General features: G+C 41.3%; 15 protein-coding genes, 1 tRNA gene and 1 pseudogene. 10 read left to right on the top strand and 7 right to left on the bottom strand.

Annotated features, from left to right (window positions below):
* Positions 1–118: 118 nt before the first annotated feature.
* The 4 genes from C8P65_RS12390 to C8P65_RS11425 all read right to left on the bottom strand — a co-directional run bounded on the left by C8P65_RS12390 (position 119) and on the right by C8P65_RS11425 (position 2,464).
* The gene (locus tag C8P65_RS12390; RefSeq protein WP_281260419.1) at positions 119–247 is read right to left on the bottom strand and encodes a hypothetical protein; all 129 of its coding nucleotides are present in this window, start codon (positions 245–247) and stop codon (positions 119–121) included.
* A 148-nt stretch (positions 248–395) separates the two neighbouring features.
* The gene (locus C8P65_RS11435) at positions 396–761 is read right to left on the bottom strand and encodes a hypothetical protein (RefSeq protein ID WP_107782909.1); all 366 of its coding nucleotides are present in this window, start codon (positions 759–761) and stop codon (positions 396–398) included.
* A gap of 422 nt (positions 762–1,183) precedes the next feature.
* A complete protein-coding gene (locus C8P65_RS11430; protein ID WP_107782908.1) occupies positions 1,184–1,888 on the bottom strand; it encodes an Imm43 family immunity protein in 705 nt (234 codons plus the stop codon).
* Between the two features lie 330 nt (positions 1,889–2,218).
* Complete coding sequence (locus tag C8P65_RS11425) at positions 2,219–2,464, bottom strand: hypothetical protein (RefSeq protein WP_107782907.1); 246 nt, start codon at positions 2,462–2,464, stop codon at positions 2,219–2,221.
* Between the two features lie 622 nt (positions 2,465–3,086).
* Here C8P65_RS11425 and C8P65_RS11420 point away from each other — a divergent pair.
* Positions 3,087–8,555: an alpha-2-macroglobulin family protein gene (locus C8P65_RS11420; protein ID WP_107782906.1), complete on the top strand. Its 5,469-nt coding sequence runs from the start codon at positions 3,087–3,089 to the stop codon at positions 8,553–8,555.
* A 151-nt stretch (positions 8,556–8,706) separates the two neighbouring features.
* Here the strand turns inward: C8P65_RS11420 and C8P65_RS11415 are convergent, their stop codons facing one another.
* Entirely contained in the window at positions 8,707–9,051 is a 345-nt protein-coding gene (locus C8P65_RS11415; RefSeq protein WP_107782905.1) for a hypothetical protein, read from the bottom strand.
* Positions 9,048–9,305, bottom strand: coding sequence for a DUF3601 domain-containing protein (locus tag C8P65_RS11410; protein ID WP_107782904.1), 258 nt, complete (start codon positions 9,303–9,305; stop codon positions 9,048–9,050). Before C8P65_RS11410 ends, C8P65_RS11415 begins: the two co-directional genes overlap by 4 nt.
* A 79-nt stretch (positions 9,306–9,384) precedes the next feature.
* On the opposite strand from C8P65_RS11410, the gene C8P65_RS11405 reads away from it, so the two are divergent.
* From C8P65_RS11405 to C8P65_RS12450, 9 genes and pseudogenes are all read left to right on the top strand, one after another.
* A complete protein-coding gene (locus tag C8P65_RS11405; RefSeq protein WP_107782903.1) occupies positions 9,385–11,034 on the top strand; it encodes a DKNYY domain-containing protein in 1,650 nt (549 codons plus the stop codon).
* Positions 11,035–11,203: 169 nt separating this feature from the next.
* Positions 11,204–11,977: an alpha/beta fold hydrolase gene (locus C8P65_RS11400; protein WP_107782902.1), complete on the top strand. Its 774-nt coding sequence runs from the start codon at positions 11,204–11,206 to the stop codon at positions 11,975–11,977.
* Positions 11,962–12,318 carry a phage holin family protein gene (locus tag C8P65_RS11395; protein WP_107782901.1) on the top strand — a complete coding sequence of 119 codons (357 nt, stop codon included), beginning with the start codon at positions 11,962–11,964 and terminating at the stop codon, positions 12,316–12,318. Before C8P65_RS11400 ends, C8P65_RS11395 begins: the two co-directional genes overlap by 16 nt.
* 12 nt (positions 12,319–12,330) lie before the next feature.
* Positions 12,331–12,939, top strand: a complete 609-nt coding sequence (locus C8P65_RS11390; protein WP_107782900.1) for a PASTA domain-containing protein — start codon at positions 12,331–12,333, stop codon at positions 12,937–12,939.
* Between the two features lie 250 nt (positions 12,940–13,189).
* The gene (locus tag C8P65_RS11385) at positions 13,190–14,251 is read left to right on the top strand and encodes an RluA family pseudouridine synthase (protein WP_107782899.1); all 1,062 of its coding nucleotides are present in this window, start codon (positions 13,190–13,192) and stop codon (positions 14,249–14,251) included.
* 120 nt (positions 14,252–14,371) lie between these two features.
* Positions 14,372–15,394: a phenylalanine--tRNA ligase subunit alpha gene (gene pheS / locus C8P65_RS11380; protein ID WP_107782898.1), complete on the top strand. Its 1,023-nt coding sequence runs from the start codon at positions 14,372–14,374 to the stop codon at positions 15,392–15,394.
* 11 nt (positions 15,395–15,405) lie between these two features.
* Complete coding sequence (locus C8P65_RS11375) at positions 15,406–15,618, top strand: transcriptional regulator (protein WP_095914134.1); 213 nt, start codon at positions 15,406–15,408, stop codon at positions 15,616–15,618.
* 1 nt (position 15,619) lies between these two features.
* Positions 15,620–15,904 (top strand): virulence protein, encoded by a 285-nt coding sequence (locus C8P65_RS11370; protein ID WP_107782897.1) that lies wholly within the window; start codon positions 15,620–15,622, stop codon positions 15,902–15,904.
* Positions 15,905–15,907: 3 nt separating this feature from the next.
* A pseudogene (locus C8P65_RS12450) lies at positions 15,908–16,394 on the top strand (ATP-binding cassette domain-containing protein); the annotation flags it as partial.
* Between the two features lie 496 nt (positions 16,395–16,890).
* Here C8P65_RS12450 and C8P65_RS11360 read toward each other — a convergent pair.
* Positions 16,891–16,961: transfer RNA gene (locus C8P65_RS11360), tRNA-Gln, on the bottom strand.
* Between the last annotated feature and the right edge of the window lie 184 nt (positions 16,962–17,145).

Below are 17,145 nucleotides of genomic sequence, written 5' to 3'. Positions count from 1 at the left end.
TACTTAAGCCTTTTTTCTCTATTTCTTCTATGACAGCTCTCTTAAAGCAATCACTGTACCGAACTATCTCTGCTCGCCCTTTTGTCATATTTTTTCCTTTTTTTAGTGTAAACCTATTTTAGGATATGACAAGTCCCACTTGTCTCACTCGTCCCACCTGTCTCAATCCTCCCACCTGTCTCAATCCTCCCACCTGTCTCAATCCTCCCACCTGTCTCAATCCTCCCACCCGTCTCACTTGTCCCACAACTCACAATTCCCTTCGCACTATTTAGAGCACATTATAGGCTTAAAAAACTCTTCTCGCTATGGCAAGTAAAGAGAAATAGTAGGGCAGTTCTTTTGTATTTTACTGATTAGTAAGTTGTTGGAATTTCAACAACATATCTGATACATTACCCTTTATGGTGATTTTTAAAATCAGTTGTTACCTTACACTCTCTTAGAAGGTAAGAACGTCCATCTGATAGAATAAAAGACTCCTTATCAATCCAGCCTACCAATATATGTAATAATTCAGCACTTCTTTTTAGTTGGTTTCGCCATCCTTCTATATCCATATGATATTGGACAGAGAAAAACATATCTCCTTCAGGTGTTATTATGAAACAGCCATCTTCAACGACTCCCCCTTTTGTCGCTAATAAAGGCTTTTGTGCATTTACTATTTTGAAAAAATCATACTTCTCTGTTTTTTGTAAATATAGTATTTCTACACCTTCAATCTTTTCAAAACCTGATATTTTTACATAGTCATTCATATTATTTTGTTATTTTAAATTGAAAATTAGTAATTCCTGCTTCTTCAAAAATCTTTGTATAATGATCTCTTTATTCTTCGGAGTTAGTATGATATATTACCCCCGCTGGCGCAAGCTTGTAGCTTGTGCCCAATTCAAAATTCAGAATTCAAAATTCTCTTCCTGTCCCACTCGTCCCAATCCTCCCAGCCTTCTCAATCCTCCCACCTGTCCCACTTGTCCCACAATTCATAATCCCCCTCGCACTATTTAGAGCACATTATAGGCTTAAAAAACGCTTATCTCTATGGTAAGTAAAGAAAAATAGTAGGTCAGTTCTTTTGTATTGTATTGATTTTTAATGAAATAAAATTTTAACAACACATCTGATACATTACCTAAATTACACATTCTCAAAATAACTTAGTCTATAATTCACCTTATTATTCAATGATAAATTCAGTATTAGAAAGTTTCAAATTATATGTTTTATTTAAATATTCAACTACTTCTTTAATTGGATGAAATTCAATTGTCTTTATTTTTTGAGCCTCTACACTATTTTTAAACTCTTCATTACAATAAAGAAGAGCATCAAAAAATGACTGATAAATATAGAAAATAGGTTTTGTCCCTAATAGTTTTTTATTAAGAACTATTTTTATAGCTTCTTTTATTTTAGCTTTTGGGAATCTTTCCCCTACTTCTATGTCTGGTGGTCTAACCTCTATGAATTTTGATTTATCAAAATCAATAGCTTGTACATCTTCTTGGATTGTAATAAAGTAATAACTCTTCTGAGAGTTTACCTCTCCGTCTCTGTTAAGCATCACAACGGGAGTGAAAAGGTACTTCATAGGATTATGTTTGTCCATAATCTCTTTAAATTTCTCTGAAATGATAAACCCATTTGATGTATCACAATAATCAAAATCTAATAGCCTATGCTTATTGATAAGATAAAGTTTTTCAGGGAGCTCAGTCAAGTTCATCCATCCTATACGCCAACTATCTCTGGTAAGCACAGGAGGAAGTGTAGAGCCTTTGTATTCTTCCTTCGGAATAAATCGTGTGTGTAAAATCCCATCTAAATAAATGGGGGTTCCTTTTGCCTTAGTATTAGGCACCATAAAATAAATCTGATTCATACTTTATATATTTATGCAAGTGTTTTACTCCCCCCCGCTGGCGCAAGCTTGCAGCTTGTGCCCAATTCAAAATTCATAATTCTCTCCCCGTCCCACTCGTCTCACCTGTCCCAGCCCTCCCAATCCTCCCAGCCTTCTCAATCCTCCCACCTGTCCCACTTGTCCCAAAATTTATAATCCCCCTCGCACTATTTAGAGCGCTTTATAGGCTTAAAAAACGCTTATCTCTATGGTGTATAAAGAAAAATAGCAGGACAATTCTTTTGTATTATGTTGATTTTTAAAGTGATAAAAATTTAACAACACATTTGATACATTACCGGGGATTTTTTAAACACGATTATAATCCATTTCATCTAATAAATCTGCTATTTTATCAGCTCTATCACGAGATTCTTCATTGTTATTCTCCCCTTCTTCATAATACTTGACAAACAAACTTAGCAGTTTAGACTTAATTTCTTTATCAGAAATATTCTTACCCCTTGCTAAAGCAACCATATCTCTCATTGGTTGAAAAGAATTTAATTCTTTTGTTGAATCTAAAGATTTTACTACTTCTTCTTCAAATGACATAACATTACAATTTAGAACAATTATTCCATTCCTTTCTTGTCGAAGCTATTCGCTCTCCTAATTCTTTATCTGAGATAGTTCCCTTTCTTTCAATAGAGACAATACTAACAGCCCCCCGCTGGTGCGAGCTTGCAGCTTGTGCCCAATTCAAAATTCAGAATTCAAAATTCAAAATTCTCACCCCCACCATTACGGCTGCAAAGATAATTTTTTTTAGTTATATTATCAAGATATTGTATCTCCACAGCTACAGAAAATTTTTCTAAATACACTTATCCTATACAAACAATACAGGAACAGCGAAGGATTAGCGAAGGATTAGCGAACTCTTACCAAAGTATAAACAGCTAACAATCTTCCTTCAAGCAGTTTTTTTTCGTGTATCCTTTTCTTCTCTAACGCTCGTGTATACTGACCATCACACTTCCCCCTTTGGAGGGGGTTAGGGGGAGGTTATAAAAAGATCATAAGAAAGTTAAGGGCAGGTTATAAAAAGGTTATAAAAGAGTCAGGGCGAGGTTACAAAAAAGAATGTTAAAAAACTTGTTAATTACCAAAATCATTCGTACCTTTACCGCCAAAATCACCTGTAGTATATCATTCAAAAAAAAATTATAATTATATGAAAAGAATTAGTTTATTATTAGTAGCATTACTTACCCTCTTTGCGTGTAAGAAAAATGCTAATTTCAACAGCGACCCTATGCTGTTCAAAGCCTATATCTCAGGCTACACCTCTGGCTTGGTATCAGCCCATTCCGAGGTAAAAATCCTGCTAAACCAACCCATTGCGCAAGACAAGATGGACAAAATCGAGAGCCTCGACCTCTTCAGCATCTCCCCTAGCGTCAAGGGTAAGGTAGTATGCGCTACCCCTACTGAGGTAGTTTTTATCCCTAACGAGCCTCTTAAGCAAGACACCAAATACCAAGTGTCTTTTCACCTAAAAAAACTCTTCGAGGTCAATGACAAAGCCCTCGAGGCGTTCAACTTCACGCTCAAAACTTTCGAGCAGGCTTTCCGTATCCAAAAAGGCGACCTACAGTCCTACAGCCCAGACCTCTACTTCCTCAATGCCGAGTTGCTCGCTAACGACCAGCTTACTTATAACGAGGCTAAAGAGCTCCTTTCGGCTACTGTGGGCGGCAAAAAGGTGTCGGTAAAATTCCAGTCTAACCAGATGTCTAACCGCTTTGCGATAGTGTTCGACAGCCTCCCTCGCACCGATAAAGAACAAACTCTAGAGGTAAAGTGGGACGCTTCAGGGGTCAAAAAAGAGAACTTACTGCCTTTTAGCTTCAACCTGCCTAAAAAAGGAGTCTTCGAGGTGGTGAATGTACGCATCGACGAGAATTCAGCTAACCGCGTATTCAGCGTAAACTTCTCCGACCCTTTAGATAAAAACCAAGATTTCGAAGGATTGGTAACCCTTAGCGGCGTTAGCCAAAAATACAGCGTAAATGGCAACGTGCTTAAGGTAATGCGCGAAGAGGTAAGCACCGCTTCTGACTTCACTGTCAATGTAATGCAAGGGGTGAAGAACATCTATGGTCAGCGTTTGGCAAAAGACCGCTATATACCTATCACTTTCCCACCGCTCAACCCTCAAGTACGCTTGGTGCGCAGTGGTACCTTGCTACCTAGCTCGGCTAACCTCAAAATCAACTTTCAGGCTATCAATCTGCGTGCAGTACACGTAAAGGTATCGCGTATTTATGAAAATAATATCTTGCAATTTTTGCAAGACAATAGCTTGGGCAGCACCGATGGCAGCCTGCGCCGTGTGGGCAAACCTATTGCGCGCAAGGTCATCGCTTTAGACCACGATGTACGCAATTCCCTACACGATTGGAACACCTACGCCTTAGACCTCGCCAGCCTCATCACTCCCGAACCTGGCGCTATCTATAGGGTCGAAATAGGTATGAAGAAAAACTATTCGCTCTACGCCTGCGAAGGACAAAATACTGAGCCTTTAGACCTCTCATACGAACAAAAATCGCTTAATGACGATGATGTAAACTACAACGAGTATTATTACGATGACGATGAGGACTATTGGGGCTATAGCGAAAACCCTTGCGATGAGGAGTATTATTATAACAAAAAGGCGGTTACCAATGTGCTTTCTACCGACCTTGGCGTTATAGTGAAAAAAGGACAGAACAACAGCTATGTCTTTGCGGTGAACAACCTGCTTTCTACCGAACCCGTATCAGGGGCTATCATAGAGGTGTACACCTATCAGCAGCAGAAAATACAAGAGGCCAAAACCGACAAACAAGGATTGGCAGTTTTAGAACTCAGCAGCCGTGCGTACTTTGCTAAGGTGAAGAAAGACAAATTTACTACCTACGTGAAGTTAGACGAGGGCGCTCCTCTATCGCTCAGCAATTACGATGTCGATGGTATTAAGCTACAAAAGGGCTTAAATGGCTTTATCTACACCGAGCGCGGCGTATACCGTCCTGGCGATAGCATACACCTCAGCTTTGTGCTTAACGATTTCGCTCAGAAGAACCCCGAAAAACTACCTATCAAGTTGCGCTTTAGCGACCCTTATGGCAAGGTAATTGCCGAACAGATGCAAGGCGCTAAAGAAAACAACCTATACGTATTCGGACTCAAAACAGCTGCCGATGCCCCTACCGGAGGTTGGAATGTCCTCATCTCTGCTGGGGCTTCTCAGTTTAGCAAACTGATAAAGGTAGAAACCATCAAGCCTAACCGCCTAAAGATAGAAAACAACCTCAGTGGCAAGCGCATCAGTGCCAATGGTAGCAATGCGCAGCTACAGGTGCTTTGGCTACACGGTAGCCCAGCGGGCAATACAGGGGTAAGCGTAAAAGCGAAGTTCTACCCTACCGAAACAGCTTTCAAAGGCTATGAAAAATACCTTTTCAATAACAAAGCCTACGATTTCGAGGGCGAAGAGTTCAACCTATACGAAGGGCGTACCGATGCCGATGGCTATGCGTCTTTCTTCTTCAAGCCTAACCAAATGCAAGCCCCTGGTATGCTGAAGGTGAACTTCCTAACCCAAGCCAACGAAAGTGGTGGCGACTTTAGTACCGATGTATGCTCGGCTATGTATTCGCCTTATAGCGAGTACGTGGGGCTACACCTCCCTGCCGTAAACAAATACGACTATTATGACACCGAGCAAGACCATACTTTCGAAACCATAGTGTTAGACGAAAACGGCAAACCGCTAAAAGGCAAAGAGGTTACCGTAGCTGTCTATAAAGTAGGTTGGAATTGGTGGTGGGACGCCTCTAACCAAAACATCTCTACTTACAACAGCAGCAGTAGCAATGCTTTGTACGAGCAACATCGCCTAATAACCAATGCACAGGGCAAGGCGCAGTTTAACCTCAACATCTCTGACGATAATTGGGGCAGATATTTTGTCCTACTCACCGATGAGCAAAGCGGTCACTGTTGTGGTACTACCGTCTATTTCGATTGGGGTAGCTGGAGCGGCAAGTCTCGCGGCGGCGAAGGTAGCGAAGCCATTATGCTAACCTTAGGTACTAACAAAAAAGAGTATAGTGTAGGCGAAAAAGCGACTCTTTCATTCCCTTCTGATAAAGGCGGACGTGCCCTCGTATCAGTAGAAAATGGCAGTGATGTGCTCGAAACGCATTGGGTAGAAACAACCGACAAAGAAACCAACTTTACCCTACCTATCACTAGCAAGATGACCCCTAACGTATACCTATACGTTACCCTCTTGCAGCCGCATAACCAAACTGCCAACGATGCCCCTATACGCCTCTATGGGGTAGCACCTATAAAGGTAGTAGACCCTAATACCATATTAACTCCTGTAATACAAGCTCCTGACAAGTTCACCCCTAACCAAAAAGTGAATATAAAGGTAAGCGAGAAAACAGGCAAACCAATGCACTATACATTAGCCATTGTTGAAGACGGCTTGCTAAACCTCACCCGCTTCCGCACTCCTAATCCTTGGAATGCGTTCTTCTCTAAAATCGCCTTGGGCGTAAAAACGTGGGACGTGTATAATGATGTGATAGGCGCTTATGGGGGTACTATCAATCAAGCATTCAGTATAGGGGGCGACGAAGATTTGGGCGGTAGCGAAGCCCAAAAAGCCAATAGGTTCAAACCGTTTGTTATCTTCAAAGGCCCTTTCGAACTCAAGAAAGGCAGCAGCAATACCCACTCAGTAGCCATTCCTAACTATATGGGCTCTGCTCGTGTAATGGTCGTAGCCTCTGATGTCAAGAACAACGCCTATGGTAGTGCCGAGAAGAAAGACATACCAGTTACTAGCCCATTATCGCTTTTAGGTTCATTGCCACGCAAAGCAGTACCAGGCGAAAAAGTAGTATTGCCGGTAACTGTATTTGCTATGGAAAACCACGTGCGCAACGTAAGCCTAAGCGTTAGCACTAACGGACAGTTCAAGGTGGTTGGCAGCAGCCAGCAGTCGCTTAACTTTACCAAAAACGGAGAGCAAATGGCTTATTTTGAACTCGAAGCTGCCCAACAAGGGGTAGGCAAGGTCAAAATAACCGCCACTTCTGGCAAAGAAAAAGCTACTTACGAGGTCGAAATGGGCGTTTACAACCCTAATCCGCTTACCTATGCGGTACAAAATGCAGTACTTACTGGCGGACAAGCACAGACCCTCAACACAGCAGCCTTGGGCGAAAAGAATAAAACAGTTCTCGAGATTTCTAGCTTCCCAGGGGTGAACCTACACCAGCGTTTGGGCTACCTCATCAGCTATCCTCACGGTTGTGGCGAGCAAGTTACCTCAGGGGCTTTCCCTCAATTGTTCTTAGCCGACTTTATAACGCTTAGCAAAGACAAAGCCGACGAAGTGAGCAAGAATGTCAAAGCGGCTATTAGCAAGCTACACGAAAACCAATTGGCTAACGGTGGCTTCAGCTATTGGAAAGGCGGTCGTTATGCCGATAATTGGGTTACCTCATACATTGGTCATTTTTATATCGAAGCCGAGAAAAAAGGCTATGTATTACCTTCAGGCAGCAAACAGAAGTGGTTAGACTACCAGAATACTGAAGCGCGCCAATGGCGATACGAACCCGAATATGGCAATGATTTCGCGCAAGCCTACCGCCTCTATACTTTGGCTTTAGCCGGTAGTGCTAATAAAGGAGCTATGAACCGCCTACGCGAACTCAAAGATATAAGCGAAAATGCCAAACGCACTTTAGCAGCGGCTTATGCTCTTATTGGTCAGAAACAGACAGCCGAAAAACTCTTCCTCACTACTGCTATAGATGAGGACAGCGATTATTACTATGGTTCCGTATGGCGCAACAAGGCAATGGCAATGGAAACAGCCCTACTGATAGGCAGAAAAACCGATGCCGCTCGTTGGGCGGTCGAGATAGCCGAAAAACTATCTTCTAACGATTGGCTCAGCACCCAAACCACTGCTTATTCGCTTTATGCTATGGCGAAATACGTAGCAGTAAATAAGAGTGGTAAGAGCTTCGAGGCTACCTATACCGTAAATGGCAAGACCGAAAAAGTAAGCTCAAGCGAACCAATGGTACAAGTAACCCTCAACGCCAAAGGACAAACGCCTGTACAGGTGAAAAACAACTCAAAGCAAACGCTTTATGTACGCCTAATTAGCAGCGGAGTGTTACCTGTGGGACAAGAGTTAGCTATGCAAAACGGACTTTCTATCAAAACAGTTTTCCATAATAATAAGGGACAAACGATAGATGTCAGCACCCTACGCCAAAGCACCGAGCTAACCGCCTCTATAGAGGTGCGCAACCTCACCAACGAGCGGGTAGATAACGTCGCTCTTACACAGCTTATCCCTTCAGGGTTTGAGATTATCAACACCCGTTTCACCGATTACGGAGCTGATGATAACGAGTATATAGACTACGCCGATTTCCGCGATGACCGTGCCAACTTCTATTTATCACTCAGAGCCAACGAAACTAAGGTGATAAAGCTGAAGTTAAACGCATCGTATGCAGGTAGATACTATCTACCAGGCACTTATGCCGAAGCGATGTACAACAACCGCTACAACACCCGCACCACCGGACAATGGGTAGTCATTAGCCGCTAACAATTAGCAAAATGAAAAAATCCCCGCTTATAGGTTGTCCTATAAGCGGGGATTTTTATAAACTTGAAAATATGATTATCTCATTCCTCTTCCAGCCCTCTCAGCCTTCATAGCCTTCCCATTCCTCCCATCAACCAAATCTACAAATTGGCTAATCCTCTAATTTACTAATTTTCTCAATGCGTTTATTAAGCCTCTTCAAATCCTTTTTAATTTGTTTTTCTTGCCGTTTGGTGCCTCGCAGTACCATTTTGGCTATCTTTCTTTGCTTTTTGCTGATGTTCTTATTGAAAGCAAAAAAGGCATCTTTGTGCTTGCCTGCTAAAAAATCTTTAGCTTCAGCTTGCGTTTTAAGGGTTTTGGCGAGCTTGGCTTCCAGTTTTTCTTTGTCGGCTTGTAGCTCGGTAAGGGTTGAGGCTTGCTCTTGAGATTGTGCTACGGCAATACCTCCTAAAAATAGCGCAAATAGGGCTACTATCAAAAATCTTTTCTTCATCTTTGGGGGTTTTGAATATGATACTTTCCTGTTTCCTCAAAATACCTATCTAAATGGCAGTATATTTCCATATCTTCATCGGAAGCATTACGTAATACTATATGTCTACAAGATTTTTCCGCATTAACAAATACAAAATTGTATTCACCATAGTAAATTTGGTATCCTTCATCTGCTAACAGCCAAACTTCGCCTTCTTTAAAGTTGAAAATATCTTTTATCACCCGATAGTTCTTCCCTACTTGCAATTCCATAATAATATGATTTTTAAGGTGCAAAGATACAATTTATTTATAAATTATTATTACCTTTGCATAAACTACAAAAATACTAATGGATAAATTATTAAAAGAACAACAAGGCAAAAAGCGGCTAAATATGATAAGTTTTTTGCGTATAGTGATAGCCTGTCTCTTCGTTTTCGTTGTTACTTCTTTTTATATAATATTTAAGGATAACTATCAAGTAGATGAGCACTTCTCCTCGCATGCTTACCTATATTATTTAGAGGATTCCTTTTTTTATAAATACCAAGGAAAAATATATACCCGAATAATAGGCAAAGGTTATATACCTGTACCTGAAGCCGATGCGGCTACTTTTCAAGTATTCCCCGAAAGTCTGCGAATCCAACGAATAGGATGGGATAAAGCACACGTTTTCCATAACAACCAAATCGTCCCCTTACAGCCGCCTATTACCCCTATAGGCAATGACCTTTTTACCGATGGAAAAGACACTTACTTTTGTGCCTCTCGCCCTGACTTTAAAGCTGGCACTAATGACTACCCCCCTATAAAGCAAGTCGGTTCTAACGGACAAAAGTTCTCCGCGCTCAACTCTTCACCTTACGTCTCTACCGATGGCACCTATTTCTATTACCAAGGCGAAAAAATAGATGGTGCCAAAGATACTATCTTCCCTATTTTCGAATTGAGAGAACGTGATAAAAATTCCAAAAAAATAAGCTTTTCTTGCTATTTTTCTGACGGAAAACACGTGTTTTACAAAAACCATCTATTAGATGAAACTTTTACCGATGACCTTGTTACCGATATCTTCTCTAATCACGGCTATTTTGAGTATCTCTATCACCTCAATGGGGGCAAAGTATTTATCGACGGAAAGCCTTTTATGCCCAACGAGGCTCCCTATCATTTGCTGATAAGTGATAACAGTTATACCGATCATTTGTTTTTTACCAATGAAAACGGCGTTTATTATTATGATTTAGAGGAAAAAGAAGCCAAAAAAGCAATGGATAGCAATCCTTTTAAAGGATATAAAAAAGAGGATAATGGCTATTTTTACAATGAAAAAAATATATTGTTTTTTAGACCGAGAACTCACATAGCTAGAGGGAGAAGATTTAAAGGAAAAACAGGCTACTCTACTGAAATATGCTTGCTTAAGAATACCTCTCCTGCTGAATTTAAAAACATAATCAAACAAAAAGCCCTTTCGTCTGAAGAGTATGAGGTTTTAGCAAAAGCCAAAACTAGTACGGTTTCTTTTTGGGATCGCTACTTTGCCGTATTGTTGCTTATTATACTAACAAGCTTAAGCTATATCATCCGCTTTATATTTAGGCGATACAATATAACCATAGACCCTTTCCTATTAGATGAAAATTATTTGAGAATCAACAATTTGGTAGGGAAACGCTATCTTATTACAGATATTCAAAAAGTAGTCTTTACAATCCATAAAGAGAAAAACATCTCGGGGAAAATGCGTATTGTAAGCAAAAGTAAAGGCTCTTCGCCTTCTTATAGTGTTAAATCCAGAAAAAAAACAGAAACTGCCCTTCTCGAAAGAATAAAAGACTTGCAGCTGTTGTTAGAAAGTCAAAATATCAAGGTAGAAATTGATACACAAATTTTAAACCATAAACAAACTCCAATAAAAACAGCTACTCCAAACAAGAGAAAGAAAAAAACTTTTAATAAGAACTATTTTACCTACCCTATACAAACACTATAGGAACACCGAAGGATGACCTTATAATTACCGCCCACAGCCCTCCCATTCCTTGTAAGTTCTAGTAGTAAGTGCAATTTTTCTGTTTTTGTGGTTTATCATTTGTAATTTGTAATTATTTCGTATCTTTGTCGCTTGAAAATTATAATTGAAAAAACATAATTATTAAAAAATGCTGCATTCTCAAATAATAGGCGAGGGGGGGACTCCTTTTGTGATATTGCACGGCTTCTTAGGTATGTCGGACAATTGGCGTAGCTTAGGCTTGCGATATGCCGAAGCTGGCTATGAAGTGCATCTGATAGACCAACGCAACCACGGACATAGCTTTCACTCGCCCGACTTTAACTACTCGCTTATGGTAGCTGACCTATTGGCGTATGCCGAAGGACACCACCTGAAGGCTTTCCACCTGATGGGACACTCTATGGGTGGCAAAACGGCTATGCTCTTTGCTACGGAATACCCTGATAAGGTGCTTTCGCTAATAGTAGCCGATATGTCGCCTAAATTCTTTCCGCCTCATCATCAGCAGATATTGCAGGGGTTGGCTTCGTTGGATTTCGACCAGATACACTCACGCGCTGAAGCTGATAAAGCGCTTACCCCTTACGTTAGCGAGCCAGGGGTACGTCAGTTTTTGCTTAAAAACCTGTATTGGGAGAGCAAAGACCGCTTGGGCTTGCGCCTGAACCTGCCTGCCCTGATAGAGAACGAAAGCGAAATAGGGGCTGAACTGCCCGACAGCAACGTATATGAGGGTAAGACGCTCTTTTTGAAAGGTGAGTTTTCGGAGTATGTGATGCCTGAAGATGAAGCCTTGATATACACACACTTTCCGCACGCAATTATCGATACGATTAGCCAAGCGGGGCATTGGCTTCACGCCCAAAATCCTACTCAATTTTATCAAAAAACAATCAATTTTTTATGCGACAATATTTAATAGGTATTTTTGTAAGTGCTATCCTTATTTTTTTGTTGGGATACCTTAATGTAGGGGCTCAAATAGAGAACTTTTTTTCGGCTATCTTAGTGGCTTTTGTGCTATCGGTGCTCAATGTGATGGTGCGCCCTATTCTCACCATTATTTCTATTCCTATCACCGTTGTTACCTTGGGGCTTTTCTTGCTGGTAATTAATGCGGTTATCATTCTTTTAGCCGGCGAGGTAGTGAGTGGTTTCGTGGTGCACGGCTTCTGGGGCGGGATGATGTTTAGCGTGTGCTTATCGCTGGCACAAACGCTTGTTTTTGGCATTATCGAAAAAGAAGAAGTAAGAAATTAATCATTAAGAAAAATGAATATCAAAGAAATTTTGAAAAAAACAGGACTTACACTGTTTTGGCAGTTGGTGTTGGCAGTGATTGCTGGGGGTATATTGATATGGTGCTCCTTGCAATTGCTCAACTTTTATACTGACCACGGCAAGTTTATAGTAGTGCCTAACCTGACCAAAAAAACGCTCTCGCAAGTGCAAATACTCTTAGATGAACAGCAATTGCGCTATGAGGTAATCGACTCTACCGAATACGACCCTACGTATGCGCCTTTCGCCGTGATAAGTCAGAGTCCCGAACCTAACGAGCGGGTGAAGAAAAACCGCAAAATCTATCTGACCCTCAACCCTTCGGGCTATCATAAAGTGACCGTACCCAAGGTGATTCAGGTAACACGACGCAGCGCTGAGGCTACCTTACAATCGGTAGGATTGGCTATCGGTACTGTTACTTATGTAGATGATATCGGTAAGGATATGGTGCTGGAAATGCAATATCAGGGCAAACCGGTACTACCTGGGGATAAGTTGGTGAAAACGTCGCGCATTGACCTTATCTGTGGTAATGGTATGGAGGCGAGAGACTCTATTCCTGCAGAAATTCCTATTGAGGAGTTGATGGGGAATTAGATGATGAGTCGATGAGTCGATTTGACGATTTGGCGATGAGTTGATTACATCCCCCCTTGCACATACTCCGCTGCGCCAGCTCGCGGACTTCCTTCAAAGGGGGAGATGTGATGGTCAGCAGGATGGGGAGATGTGATGGTCAACAACACGGGCAGATGTGATGGTTAGCATACACGCAAATCAAAGTATGATGTTCGGGTAAGAGTTCCCCCTTTTGAAGGGGGGATAGGGGGATGTTGGAAATAAAAATATGAAAAATATAGACGAATTAGAAAATATAGATGATATAGACGAATTAGACGAGTTAGACGAAGAGGAAAACCCCTCGATGTATGAGCACTACTCGTTTAAGGCAGGGAAAGGTCAGGAACCGCTGCGCGTGGATAAGTTTTTGATGAACTTCGTGGAAAACGCTACCCGCAATAAGGTGCAACAGGCGGCTAAACAAGGGAATATATTCGTGAACGGTCAGCCGGTGAAATCTAATCATCGCGTGAAAGCTAACGATGAGGTGAAGGTGTATTTTGCACATCCGCCTCACGAGGATTTGTTGATACCCGAAAATATACCTCTGCAAATAGTGTATGAAGACGATAGTCTGCTGGTGGTAAACAAGCCGGCGGGTATGGTAGTACATCCTGGGCACGGCAACTACAGCGGTACCCTTATTAATGCGCTGGTCTATCACTTTGAGAACCTGCCTAACAACAGCAGTAACCGTCCTGGGTTGGTGCATCGCATCGATAAAGATACTAGCGGACTGCTGGTTATCGCTAAGACCGAAGAGGCTATGCTGCACTTGACGCGGCAGTTTTTTTACAAGACTACTGAACGCGAATATATAGCCCTTGTGTGGGGCAATGTGGAAGCTGATGAGGGTACGGTGCGCGGGCATATAGGGCGGCATCTGAAAGATAGGCTACAGATGGATGTTTTTGTTGATGGGTCGCACGGCAAAGAGGCGGTGACGCACTACAAAGTGTTGGAGCGTTTTGGGTATGTGACCCTTGTGTCGTGCAGATTAGAAACAGGGCGCACCCACCAGATACGGGTGCATATGAAGCATATAGGGCATACGCTCTTTAACGATGAGCGCTACGGAGGCGACAAGGTACTGAAAGGGACGACCTTTGCCAAATATAAACAATTTGTAGACAACTGTTTTAGCGTATTGCCGCGCCAAGCCTTGCACGCCAAGACCTTGGGTTTTGAACACCCTGTGAGCGGTGAGTACCTGCGCTTTGACAGTGAACTGCCTGCCGATATGCAGGCGTGCATAGAAAAGTGGCGGGGATACAAAATAAATAATTAGTCGATTTGCCAATTTGCCAATTTGGTAAATTAAAAAAAATCAAAAAAACAAATTTGGCACTTACATATTTTTATAGTATTTTTGCCATTTAGAAAAAAGAAAAGAACTTGCATTGCAGTTATGATAATTGATAAAATAAAAGAGCATATCGCTAAGATTGAGGACTTTAAAGTTCAGACTAAAGAAGAACTTGAGCAATTGCGCATTCAATACCTCGGCAAAAAAGGGGTGCTGAATGAGTTTTTTGCCGCTTTTAAAGAAGTGCCTGCTGCCGAAAAGAAATCTTTTGGGCAGGTACTTAATGAACTCAAACAAAAAACAGAAACTAAAATACAAGAAATACGCGACCTTTTAGAGCAAAAAGAGGAGCGCAAAGGGGTGTATTCAGACCTTACCCGTCCGGCATATCCTACTCCCCTAGGGGCACGTCACCCTATTTCGTTAGTGAAAAACGAAATACTGACCATCTTTGCTAACATAGGCTTTGATGTGTCGGACGGGCCTGAAATAGAAGATGATTGGCACAACTTTACAGCCCTAAACTTGCCTGAATATCACCCAGCTAGGGATATGCAGGACACTTTCTTTATACAAACGAATCCGGATATACTGCTTAGAACCCACACCAGTTCGGTGCAAATACGCTATATGGAAGGGCATCAGCCGCCTATACGCACGATTTCGCCAGGTAGGGTGTTCCGCAACGAGGCTATCTCGGCGCGTTCGCACTGTCTTTTTCACCAAGTAGAAGGGCTTTATATAGATAAAGACGTATCGTTTGCTGACCTTAAGCAGACTTTGCTATACTTCACCAAAGAGATGTTTGGCAAGTCGCGCATACGCTTACGTCCGTCGTATTTCCCCTTTACCGAGCCAAGTGCTGAGGTAGATATTTATTGGGGACTGAACAATGAGGTGGATTATCGTATCACTAAAGGTACTGGTTGGCTTGAGATAATGGGCTGCGGAATGACAGACCCTAACGTATTGAAAAACTGCGGTATAGATAGCGATACTTATAGTGGTTTTGCCTTTGGTATGGGGATAGAGCGCATTGCGATGCTACTGTACCAAGTAGGTGATATACGTATGTTTTACGAAAATGATTTGCGCTTCTTAGAGCAGTTTAAGAGTGCTTATTAAATTGATAGGATATGGAAGCAATTAATAAAACGACACATATTCCTTTGTTTAAAGTAGGAGAAGAGGTATTGATAGCTCCGCAGGTTACCAATGAAAAAGAATGGTTAAAAGGAGTAGTAGTAGATATTGAAGATAATCCTTTTGTAGGATTTGTTATTACAGCTAAAACCAAAGAATTAGGAGAGTTTTTTGACAAAGAATACTTATTTAAAAAGCTGAATTGATATGTTTGCTATTACCTTTGATATGGTTATTTCAGATTTAGAAAAACACTATGGGTCGCCTTATCACTCTGCCTATGGAGAGATTCGTAAGACGTTAGCAGACTGTGGGTTCTACTGGATTCAAGGCAGTGTGTATGTGACTAATGAAGATAATCTATATGTAGTAACCAAAGCTATGAATGCTCTTGATGCCATATCTTGGTTTAGAAAATCAGTAAGAGATATCAGAGCTTTTGAAATTAAAAATTGGTCGGACTTCACGCAAATGTTTAAAATTGAAAAATAATTAATGCTAAAACTTGATCATATTTCATACGCTTATGATGGTGGGCAGTCGATTTTGAAAGATATATCGTTTGTGTTGCCTCAGGGTGAGCATTTGGCAGTGATGGGCGAAAGTGGCTGCGGGAAGAGTACGCTGCTGAAAGCTATCTATGGGCTTATAGATGTGCAGGGGAGTATATACTTCTGCGAAAACCGCGTATGGGGGCCTTCGCGTCAGTTAGTACCCGGTTATGCTGCGATGAAGTATTTAGCCCAAGATTTTGGTTTAGGTCCTTATCACACTGTGGCTGAAAATGTCGGTAAATTTGTGTCGAATCTCGATCTTGATTACAAGAAAGAACGCGTGGCAGAACTCCTCAGTTTAGTGGGTATGCAGGATTTTGCTCAGCGCAAAGCCTTAGACCTTAGTGGGGGAGAAAAACAGCGCGTAGCCCTTGCTATGGCACTGGCTCAAGAACCCCAGCTGTTGCTCTTAGATGAGCCTTTTAGTCAGATAGATAATTTTAGGAAGAACGAATTGCAGCGCACGCTTTTTGCTTACCTTAAGGAGCGCGGCATCAGTTGCGTAGTGGCTACCCACGATGGTAAAGAGGCTCTTTCATTTGCTGATAAAACTCTTATAATGAAAGGCGGGGAGTTATTGCATTTTGGTGATACGCTGACCGTATATGCGCAAGATACTGATTATTACACTGCTTCGCTCTTTGGCGAGGTAAGTTGGCATAAAGGTAAGCTATTGAAGCCTCATCAGATACACATCTGTACCCACTCTGACTGGCAGGTTACTGTACAGCAACACTACTTCCAAGGGGCACAATATCTTATAGAGGCAACTTCAGAAGAGGGGAAAGTTTATTTCTACAGTTCAGAATCTATAGCAAAAGGAGAAGTTTGTAGTTTAGAAAGTTAATTTTTTTAGTAGTAGGCAGCTTTCGCTATTAGACATAAAAAAAGCTCTTCAAGTTTAAACCTGAAGAGCTTTTTTTGTTGGTCTACTAGGACTCGAACCTAGAATAACAGAACCAAAATCTGCTGTGTTACCATTACACCATAGACCAATCTTTTTGCATTTTTGCGGTGCAAAGGTACAGCTATTTTTTTAATCTCCAAATTTTTAAGTGTATTTTTTTAAGAAAAAATTTAAGTGAAAAAGCTAACTTATTAATAATTAGTGTATTGATGTTTTTTGGGAGTGTGATTTTTTTTGAAGTTTCAGTAAAGTTTTGTATATTTGCCCCTCTA

It is taken from the genome of Capnocytophaga leadbetteri (assembly GCF_003054025.1).
Classification (GTDB): domain Bacteria; phylum Bacteroidota; class Bacteroidia; order Flavobacteriales; family Flavobacteriaceae; genus Capnocytophaga; species Capnocytophaga leadbetteri.
Note: the sequence above shows the minus strand (reverse complement) of the source record. Positions and strands in the feature narration are given on the sequence as shown.